The organism is Acinetobacter sp. YH12094 (assembly GCF_013419295.1).
GTDB classification, from domain to species: Bacteria; Pseudomonadota; Gammaproteobacteria; order Pseudomonadales; family Moraxellaceae; genus Acinetobacter; species Acinetobacter amyesii.
Window position 1 is genome coordinate 1 of the sequence record NZ_VPAK01000046.1, and the last position, 10428, is coordinate 10428.

Genomic DNA, 10428 nt, shown 5'->3' on the forward strand with positions numbered 1-10428 from the left:
AGATTATGCAACGAGTTGGCTGTGGCATTACAACTATGAAAGACCACACCAAGCAAACAAAGGAAGGCCACCTCTAATGGCTGCTTAACCTCTACTTTTAACTTCGGTTATTTATGGGAGGATTACCGTAGCTCAACAGTCTACAAATGAGTCTACAAATTGCAAAAAAATATTTTTTTTGATTTTTTGTAGACTGCTTTAAAAACTCATTAATTTTCACTATTTTATCACTGTTTATCGCATAAAAGAAAAACCGCCCGAAGGCGGTTATTTTTGACGATGAAAGTTATAAATCTTTTGGAGTATTTATTTTATTGGCGGGCTAGAGATGGAAATAAACTCTCTACGATACGCTGGGTACTCCATAAACCAATTTCTTGATGATGCATATGAGGTGCTAAATACTTTAGAAGTTTGTTGATCTTGTATCCTGTATTCGTACTTCCATCAAATTGTTTCTTAAGCTCAGCCATTTTATGGTTCGCTAAATAACTAAATGAATTGGTCTCTAGGAAGTTTTTTACAAACTCATTATTTACTTGATTTTGTTTGGAATCTACTGATTTACCTGCAATCCAGCCATAAATAAAAGTTTTTTCAACAGCATTAAACACTCCAAACATTTTACCGTCTTCGTCGTGAATCATCTGCCAAAACCTACTCTCTTCAGGTGGTCGATTCAATTTTATCCAGCCCATACGGACAAGTTCAAAAATAAACTCTTCAACACTATCATCTTCAGACAGCCATTCATTCGTTGTTTTATTATTAAACATGCACTTATTGCTATGCATGTGTTTACCAACGATCGCCTTTTTCTTAAATATTTCTAGCACCATCTTTTCAGTGCTTAAATTTTTAATTATCTGAACTGAACTCATTCCTTTGTTATTTAGGAGATAGCCGATTTTGAGTTTACGAATGAACTCTTCTTTAGATCTGTACCTTGTAGAAAGTTTTTTAATGGCATTGGTCGCAAGCTGCGCATGCCCATTATCAAAATTATCTATCGTGATATGAACATTAAAATAGTGTGCATCAATTCCAAGTTCTTTTAACTCGTAATTGCTAATTAGCAAATGTAAAGGAAGTTGTTCATAGCCTAAATTAAAACCTGCTATCTCTGGTATAAACTCTGAAGGTGCATATGCAAGCGCAAGCTGTATTGCTGCCTGATGGTAATAGGCATCAGATAAGTTTAAAGATAGTTGATTCAAACCATGTGCCAGTAGTAGGTTGTCGTACATTCTCACGTGATTGGCTTTTTCTGAACCGAGACCAAGTTCCTCTAAATATATCTGAATAAAATCTCTAAATACTGGATCATTCCAATACTGAGTAAAGCTATATAGCCATGAACCATCCACTTTTTTTGTGGGTGCAACCTTGTATAAAAACTCATAAGCTTTACTAACTGATGAAAAATACTCTCTTCCTCCACCTTGCTTTCTTCTATCTAGGTATTCTTTATAATATTCACACTGTGTACGGTTATTATGATGAATCCAATCGACAAGATGGTCTATCTCATTTGGCATCTCATCAATGTGCTCGAGAGTTAGAATTTCATTTTCTAAAACCTTAAATGCCTTTAATTCTTTGGCTGAATTAGGTATTGAAGCATCTAAGAAGAACTCAACAATTTCGAAATATTTCTGATGATCTTTGGTTATTAAATTTAAGATTCTTTCTTTTACTGCTGTAGGCATTATAATTCTCACGCGGTAAATGATTCTTCTTAACCATAGTTCAGAAAATAAGTAGTATTTGTTAATTTTTTTTAATAAAATTTAACGCAATGTAATATTTTAAAAATTTTAATATATAAAACACACCTTTAGCATAATTTTTAACAAGTTTTTAAAAAGTAACATTTTTTTGATGTGACTTAATTCACATATTCATATTTAAATATCAATTATGATTCTTTTATAAAATATTCATAGGATAATTTATATGAAATCAATTTTTGACTTTATTTCTAAAAAATCCCTATCGATAACGCTATTTGAAAGTGCGAGTGCAGGTTATTTAGCATATAGAATTTCACAAGATAAAAACTCTGGAATACTTCTGGATGGTTCTATTGTTAGTTATGACTTACTATTCAAGAAGCGTATTTTAAATATAAAACAATCACTTATAGATAAATATACTGCTGAATCCCCAGAAGTAACCACTAAAATGATTGTAAATGGAAAAAAATTATTCAAATCAGATATTTATATATCTTGCACTGGACTTTTAAAGCGCGGAGGATCCGAAAACAAAAAGAAACCTGTAGGTACTTTTTTCTATTGCATTAATTTTAAGAAAAAATTTTATAATTTCAAAATTTTAACTAAAGGTAAGCCTATCAAAAAATTAAAAATACTATATAAAGCTCTATGCAAGTCACTCACTAAAATATTAAAAAATTATTATTGTTAGTTTCATGTAATTAAAAAATAACTATTTATGTATATAAAACAACCACCAAAGTATTACTTTTAAACAAAGTGAAACTTAATAAAGATTATGTAACATCTCTAATAATCATATTAGCAATATTCATGTTAATAATAAATGATCTACTGTAATTGAGTAGATTATCTAATTAATCTTTAAAGGAACAGTATTATGTCTAATTATAACCAAGATCAAAATAATGATACTCGCTTACAGCACCAACGTGGCGATACTCAAAAACCTCAAAACCAACAAAATCAGCAGTCTGATCAACAGCGTCAGCAGAATGATCAGCAACAACAGCAGCAACCCCAACATCAACAAAATCAACAATCTGATCAGCAGCGCCAGCAGAATGGTCAGCAACAGCAGCAGCAACCCCAACATCAACAAAATCAGCAGTCTGATCAACAGCGTCAGCAGAATGATCAGCAACAACAGCAGCAACCCCAACGCCAACAAAATCAGCAATCTGATCAACAGCGTCAGCAGAATGATCAGCAAGACCAATAGTCAGAGTAACAACATTAATTTTTATTTGCAGAAGTAGCCCAGGGATCACTACTTTTGCAATTTATTAAATAATTTATCGGAGTTATTACTATGAACGACCATCAAAATGAACATCCAATACATCATGACTGGCGCACGGATTACTCCAATAGACCGTACTATGGGGATCTGCAACGCGAAGTGCCAGATATAGATTACGACCGCGATCTAAGGTCAGCTTATGAGCTTGGTGAGCGCGAACGTCATTTATACGGTGAAAATGCGCGTTTCGAAGATTCTGAGCCGGATTTACAAACCAAATGGGAGGAGTTTAAAGCAGATTCTCGTTTGAAATGGGAACATGCTAAGCACGCGATTAAGGATGCTTGGGACAAGATGTAAACAACAACTTATAAACTAAAATTCAAAAAATGTATTAAGCATGGACTTCATAAAAATAATTCTGCATGACACTTCTTTTACTTTTGCATTGGAAATTATTTTCCGATGCATCATTATGTTTATCTTAATTATTATTTTTTTAAGATTTTCAGGGAAAAGAGGTGTCAGGCAACTTTCAGTATTTGAGTTAGCTATTATTTTAAGTTTGGGATCTGCAGCAGGCGATCCCATGTTTAATGATGATATCCCCATCATTCAAGCACTCATTGTATTTGCAGTCATTATTCTTCTCTATAGATTAACTACATACCTCATCATGAAATCAGATTCATTTGAAACCATGTTAGAAGGTAGGCCAATGTATATCGTTAAAGATGGCTTATTGATTGTTGAAGATATCAAACAGGAAAAGTATTCATATGACGAATTTTTTGCTGAGTTAAGGCAAAACAAAATAGAACACTTAGGGCAAGTCAAATCAGCCTTACTTGAAACAGATGGGTGTCTAAGTGTAATCCCTTATGCCAAGGATAATATTAAATGGGGACTACCAATTTTTCCTGATCACTACCAAAAAGCACAGCGTTTTGATTCCAAAAAATACTATTCGTGCATGCTGTGTGGTCAAACACAATTTATTAGTTCTCTAAATGCTCAGTGCCCCCGCTGCAAATGTGACCGCTGGGCTGAATCTGCTTTTTATTGTGAAAGTAGCTCCAATCAACCATCAGATTGAACATAAAATAGACAATTTTTTACTTTAATTTTGCCAAGCATCTTTATTGTCTATATTAGCTTTATGCAATAGCAAAACCTTATCTAGCACATGTACTAAATAACATCAGAAAAAGGGATGTAGCTCATGAAAAAATCAAATAATCCTAAAATTGATCAGTTTGAAAAAGAGGCATATGTATACCCTAAAGGTAAAACACTGACCTCATCTTTGGGTGTACCTGTAGCTGACAATCAAAATAGCTTAAAAATAAATCAGACTGGTCCTACTCTGTTAGAAGATTTTCTCTTACGAGATAAGTTAATTCACTTTGACCGTGAACGTATCCCTGAGCGTGTAGTGCATGCTCGTGGTGTTGGAGCGCATGGTTATTTTGAAGCTTATGAAGGCAACGAAAAATGGACTAAGGCTAAATTTTTGACTAATACTCAAAATCCAACACCAATCTTTGTCAGAATTTCTACAGTGCAAGGCGGACGCGGATCAGCTGATGTAGTCCGTGATGTACGCGGGTTTTCCATTAAGTTTTATACCGAAGATGGAAACTACGATTTAGTCGGTAATAACATTCCTGTATTTTTTATTCAGGACGCAATCAAGTTCCCTGACTTTGTCCACGCTGTAAAGCCTGAAGATCCGAATGAAGTTCCAACCGGTCAATCTGCGCATGATACTTTTTGGGATTTTATTTCTTTAAATACCGAAGCCTCTCATATGACAACCTGGGTGATGTCAGATCGTGCTATCCCACGGAATTTACGATCGATTCAAGGTTTTGGTGTACATACCTTCAGATTAATTAACAAAGATAATCAGGCGCATTTGGTTAAATTCCACTGGACACCGAAACAAGGTGTTGCCCAAGTCGTTTGGGATGAGGCCTTAAAGCTTAATGGTAAAGATCCCGACTTCCATCGTCGCGATCTATGGGATGCCATTGAACGTGGCAATTATCCTGAGTGGGAATTAGGGGCACAGATCTTTACTGAAGAAGAAGCGGCTCAATGGGACTTTGATGTTTTAGATGCTACAAAATTGGTACCTGAAGAGCTCGTACCTATTACTCCACTAGGTAAATTTACTCTAAATCGAAATACAGATGATTTCTTTGCTGAAACAGAGCAAGTTGCTTTCAGTCCAGCCAATATTGTTTCAGGAATTGATTTTAGTAATGACCCTTTATTACAAGGTCGTTTGTTCAGCTATACAGATACCCATTTGCACCGTTTAGGTACTGCAAACTTTAATCAAATTCCAATTAATAAACCAGTCTGCCCCTTCCATACTAATCGACGTGGCGGCTATGCAAACCATGAAGTTTATAAAGGTAAAGCGAATTATGAGCCTAACTCTGTAGATGAAAATTGGCCTAGAGAATCTAATAATGATCCGCATGCATTTCGGACCCATCCTGAAGAAATCCAAGGCAGCAAGTTAAGAATCCGACCAGAAAGCTTCGCAGATCATTTCTCGCAAGCGACCATGCATTACCAAAGTCTTGCTAAGCATGAACAACAGCATATAAAGAATGCCTATGCATTTGAACTCTCAAAAGTGAAAGCTGTTGAAATTAGGGAACGGGTCGTAAATGAGGTGCTTGCAAATATTGACTTGGATTTAGCGAAATTTGTAGCGAATGAATTGGGGTTAGATGCTCCAACTAAGCAAAGTAAATCGGTTAAGAAAGCTGCCATCGCTAAATCTGATCACTTAAGTACATTGGCATACCCTGCATCTGATATTAAGCAACGTAAAATTGCACTGTTGGTACACAACCGTGCTAATGCTTCCTCTATCGATGCAATTAAGACTTGGGGCGATTCAGAAAGCGCTGTAGTTGAAGTTTTAGCCCCTAATGCAGCGCCGGTGAAATCTAACAATGGTAAAGAAATTGCAGTTGATGGACGTCAGAATGGCGAACCTTCAGTCACCTACGATGCTGTCGTTGTTATTGATGGTAATAATTTAGATGAGTTCTTGAATGATGGTGTAGCTAAACACTATGTTTTAGAAACATTTAAGCATCTTAAACCTATAGTACTATTAGGTGATAAAGAGGCTTTAATTAAAGAGCTTAATCTGACTCAAGATGCTGCGCTTTTCACTTCACAAAGTTTCAAAGATGTCAGTGATCAATTTAAAACAGCGGTACAAAATCACCGTTATTGGGACCGTGAAGATAAGGTTGCTTCTATACCGGCCTAATTTAACTATGAATAAAAAAACCGCCCTTCTGGGCGGTTTTTTATCTATTGGTTCTTGGTTCTAACTAGATTTAAAAAATGTAGATGACGTTCGTATTGATCAATAACATCTTGCAAAATATCTTCTTGCGTCCATTCGATGATGTCATAATTTTGACCACCTTCCCTCAAAAACACTTCAGCTTGGTAATCTTGCGTAATTTCATCTGAATCAGTCATAAAACTTGGTGTATTTTTTTCTTGAACAACCACTTGGTAAATAAAGTTAATCTCATCTTGATGGTTTACACGTAGCTGCAAGCCATCATCTATCGTGTTTACTGTCACATCTAAATGACGACGCTTAAACTCTTTCTGTAGATTTGAAAATGCCTGACTTACCGTTTTTTCAATATAATCTTCAACTTCTTTACGTGTATGCGGATAATGCATAATCAATCCTAAACGTTGTTGCCAACTTCTTGGATTATGAATTGCTCTAGGTGTAATACGTGCATCCTGTAATGCTTGCATCTTGGTTGCATCTAAATGTAGAGCCTTGACTAACCCCCAGCAAATTAAAAGCATTACGAAGGTGAATGGTAATGCACTCAACATTGTTGCAGATTGCAAAGCTCCTAAACCTCCTGCAAACAACAAAACAATCGCAAGTACAGCCATTAACGTTGTCCAAAACAATCGTTGCCAGGTCGGAGAGTTTTCAGATTTTGCAGTTAGATAGTCTGTAACTAAAGCCCCAGAGTCTGCCGATGTCACAAAAAATAGCATAACCAGTATAGTCGCCACAAAACTCATCACGCCTGAGAATGGCAAGGTCCCTAAATATTCAAATAACGCAACGGATGAATCTCGTTGCACTGCAGAAATCAGCGAGGTGTTCGCTTCGTTTAAAATGCTATATAGTGCGGCGTTCCCCATGACTCCCATCCAGATCAGCGTAAAGCCTGTTGGAATAAGTAAAACACCTACAATAAACTCACGAATAGTACGTCCTTCAGACACACGGGCAATGAACATACCTACAAATGGTGACCATGAAATCCACCATGCCCAGTACATAATGGTCCAACCACCGATCCAACCATCAGACTGGTAGGCATATAAATTAAAGGTCATATTGAACAAATTTGAAATGTATTGCCCCGTGTTTTGGATAATCGTTTGCAATATAAAAATGCTTGAACTAGCAAAAAATACAAATAGCAACAGCACTAAAGCTAAGCCCAGATTAATCTCTGATAATCGTTTAATACCCTTGTCTAAGCCTATAAATACAGATAAAGATGCCATAGCTGTAACAATGACAATTAAAATAAGCTGCGTCGTCGTTGAATATTCAATTCCGAATAAATAATTTAAGCCAGAGTTAATTTGGGTTACACCAAAACCTAAAGTCGTTGCGACACCAAATACTGTACCGATCGTTGCAAAGGTATCTACACCATCACCAATTGGACCATAAATTTTCTTTCCAATAAGAGGATATAAAGCAGAGCGAATCTTAAGAGGTAGATTATGTCTATATGCAAAGTAAGCTAAAGCTAAGCCCACAATTGTGTAAATTGCCCAAGCATGAAGTCCCCAATGAAAGAATGTTACACGCATGGCTTGCTGCGCTGATTGAATTGTTTCAGGCTCACCAGTTGGAGGTGAAACATAGTGCATCACTGGTTCCGCGACACCGAAGAACATTAAGCCAATGCCCATACCAGCTGTAAATAGCATGGCGAACCAGGAGCTATTACTATATTTTGGCTGACTATGATCTAAACCAAGTTTAATTTTACCCATATTTGAACAGGCAATATAAATAAGCACTATTAGAAAAATGGCTACAGATAGCACATAGAACCAACTGAATGAGTTTGTAACCCATTGATTCAGTTGTTTAGTTATTAAATCAAAAGCATTGGGAGCTAAAAATACAATGGCAATAAAAATGCCGATAATAACAACTGTGCTAATAAACACATTTGGATTCACATTGGAATACCATGACGGTTTCAATGAAGACATACCTTCCCTATTCCGTTTTATTTGTAAGACAGATCTAAATTGATCAAAGAGATATCCGCTATTTGCGGAAGAAACAGGCTTGTATTGAAAAGTGCTGGCATTTTCATTTTCGTTTGAAAATTTAAAGCTGACTCGTTCAAAGCCGTTGTTTAGAGTTTGAGCATGTTATCATATTTTTAGATATATAATCCAATATTAAGTAGTAAAGCAAATTAAGAACATTACTAAACTATTTATTTCGTCAATTAATTTTCTTATTCAATACTCTCTTGAAGTGCTTTAGAAGTAAGTGAGTTCTTAGAAAGTAATTATAATTTTGCTTAATGTAAGCATTTTTTCACTTAGTTTTTGGGCTTATATAAGTAATATTATTTTATCTGTTAAAAATGGTAGTAAAAGGATTAATAAAACTTGAAAAGTTAAACAATGATTAAAGATCAAATACTTAATACATAAAAAAACAAAATGACCTTAAAAGCAATTTATAGTAATTAATTCACTTTCAAATTAAAGTAGGCTTATAACATGAATTCAAAAACCCGTAAGCTCCTTTTAGCTGGTGGTGCAGTACTTATAGCTGGTTCAATGCTCTCAACTGCAAATGCAAATGCAAATGCAAACACTACGGAAGTCCAAGCGGTATCAAAGGTAGATTTAAATAAATATCTTGGTACATGGCATGAAATTGCACGTAAGCCGCTATATTTCCAAAATAAATGTGATTACAACGTCACTGCTAAATATTCTTTAAATGAAAATGGTAACGTCAAAGTTGATAACAGTTGTTATAGCGCAGACGGCAAACTTAACCAATCAATTGGTGAAGCATATGTTCAGAATGCGCCAGCCAACTCGAAACTTAAAGTGAGCTTTTTACCAAAAGCAATTCGTTGGTTGCCAGTAGGCCGTGGTGATTATTGGGTTCTAAAAATTGATGATGACTATCAAACTGCATTAGTTGGGTCACCAAATAAAAAATATCTTTGGGTGCTCAGCAGAACTGCTAACCCTGACCAGGCCACAGTTGATGAATACTTAGATTATGCAAAATCCATCGGTTTTGATTTATCAGATCTGATTAAGACTAAGCATAAGTAATAATCCAATAAGTCCCCATCATGGGGACTTATTTCTAAATAATACAATGTAATTTATCTGGCCATGAACGTAAGAATATAAGGCCCTTTGTATCCCTTCTATTTCAATCCCTGATATCAGCGTCTATTTACGATAGGCTGAATGCTCACTCACATTGAAATAGGATAATATTCTAATGACTACTATTAATGTTGAAAATATTAAGAGCCATGCAGATGTAATTGCTTCATGTGGGACTAAAGTTGGTGAAGTAGACCACTTGCAAGGTTCGGATCAAATTAAACTGACTAAGCATGGTGATGGTCATCACCACTTAATTCCAGTTTCATGGGTTGGTGAAATTACAGACAATAAAATTGTACTGACTAAAGACTCTCAAGAAGTTAAAGATAATTGGATTGAAGCTTAAAACCCTAATCCTAAAAAAACCCTCTTAATGAGGGTTTTTTCATATCTGCTGTAATAATCATTGGAGGAAGTTAGTCTTTATCTAATGTATGAGGTGTTGTCGTCTCTTCATTTTCATTGCTGTCTTTTTGCTGGCAACCTACCAGCCCCAATACGAATACCAGGCTTATAATGGCTAACGTTTTCATACTTTAGGCCTATATATTTGTTAAAACTCTACACTAACAAAGCATGACGATTACTGTGTAAATTTATGAAAATCATTGATGAGATAAATAATAAGAAAGTCCTTAAATAAAGATTTTCATAAATTAATGATTGTCTAGATTATGAAGTTATCCCTACATTCAAATAATTATCTTTCACCCAAGCCAATAATTCTTGTGCTGGTGCTAGACGTATGGCGTCTTCTTCCTCGGCCTGATCAATCAGATCTGAAGGTGTGAATGGTCTAAAGTATTCCAAGTTTAGGTCCTATTATTGAGCGTGACTTAATCAGAGGTGGTCCCACTTGTTTGAACAACTAAAAGCGTATTTATAAGTGATATTCCGCTCTAGTTAAGCCACCTTGTTTTGTTGGGGTAGCTGATCATAGTAAAACTCATTTGGTGTCATTTTGTCTAG

Annotated in this window: 10 protein-coding genes; 7 read left to right on the forward strand and 3 right to left on the reverse strand. The window is 35.5% G+C overall.

The genetic code is table 11. From position 1 onward, the window contains the following. Positions 1–311: 311 nt before the first annotated feature. Positions 312–1709 (reverse strand): iron-containing redox enzyme family protein, encoded by a 1398-nt coding sequence (locus FTU34_RS16845; protein ID WP_180036229.1) that lies wholly within the window; start codon positions 1707–1709, stop codon positions 312–314. Between the two features lie 247 nt (positions 1710–1956). Here FTU34_RS16845 and FTU34_RS16850 point away from each other — a divergent pair, with 247 nt between their 5' ends. The 5 genes from FTU34_RS16850 to FTU34_RS16870 all read left to right on the forward strand — a co-directional run bounded on the left by FTU34_RS16850 (position 1957) and on the right by FTU34_RS16870 (position 6283). Then, entirely contained in the window at positions 1957–2430 is a 474-nt protein-coding gene (locus FTU34_RS16850; protein WP_180036228.1) for a CinA family protein, read from the forward strand. A gap of 189 nt (positions 2431–2619) precedes the next feature. Then, positions 2620–2961, forward strand: a complete 342-nt coding sequence (locus tag FTU34_RS16855) for a hypothetical protein (protein WP_180036227.1) — start codon at positions 2620–2622, stop codon at positions 2959–2961. A 90-nt stretch (positions 2962–3051) separates the two neighbouring features. Then, on the forward strand, positions 3052–3342 hold the full coding sequence (locus FTU34_RS16860) for a hypothetical protein (RefSeq protein ID WP_218948340.1): 291 nt from the start codon (positions 3052–3054) through the stop codon (positions 3340–3342). A gap of 40 nt (positions 3343–3382) precedes the next feature. Further along, positions 3383–4078: a DUF421 domain-containing protein gene (locus FTU34_RS16865; RefSeq protein WP_180036226.1), complete on the forward strand. Its 696-nt coding sequence runs from the start codon at positions 3383–3385 to the stop codon at positions 4076–4078. A 126-nt stretch (positions 4079–4204) separates the two neighbouring features. Next, positions 4205–6283, forward strand: a complete 2079-nt coding sequence (locus FTU34_RS16870; protein WP_180036225.1) for a catalase — start codon at positions 4205–4207, stop codon at positions 6281–6283. A gap of 44 nt (positions 6284–6327) precedes the next feature. On the opposite strand, the gene FTU34_RS16875 is transcribed toward FTU34_RS16870, so the two are convergent. Continuing rightward, on the reverse strand, positions 6328–8298 hold the full coding sequence (locus tag FTU34_RS16875; RefSeq protein ID WP_180036224.1) for a choline BCCT transporter BetT: 1971 nt from the start codon (positions 8296–8298) through the stop codon (positions 6328–6330). Between the two features lie 525 nt (positions 8299–8823). Between FTU34_RS16875 and FTU34_RS16880 the strand changes: the two genes are divergently transcribed. Continuing rightward, positions 8824–9396, forward strand: a complete 573-nt coding sequence (locus FTU34_RS16880) for a lipocalin family protein (RefSeq protein ID WP_180036223.1) — start codon at positions 8824–8826, stop codon at positions 9394–9396. 175 nt (positions 9397–9571) lie between these two features. Continuing rightward, positions 9572–9805, forward strand: coding sequence for a DUF2171 domain-containing protein (locus FTU34_RS16885; RefSeq protein WP_078193451.1), 234 nt, complete (start codon positions 9572–9574; stop codon positions 9803–9805). Between the two features lie 326 nt (positions 9806–10131). On the opposite strand, the gene FTU34_RS16890 is transcribed toward FTU34_RS16885, so the two are convergent. After that, positions 10132–10269 (reverse strand): hypothetical protein, encoded by a 138-nt coding sequence (locus FTU34_RS16890; RefSeq protein WP_171263775.1) that lies wholly within the window; start codon positions 10267–10269, stop codon positions 10132–10134. Positions 10270–10428 lie beyond the last annotated feature (159 nt).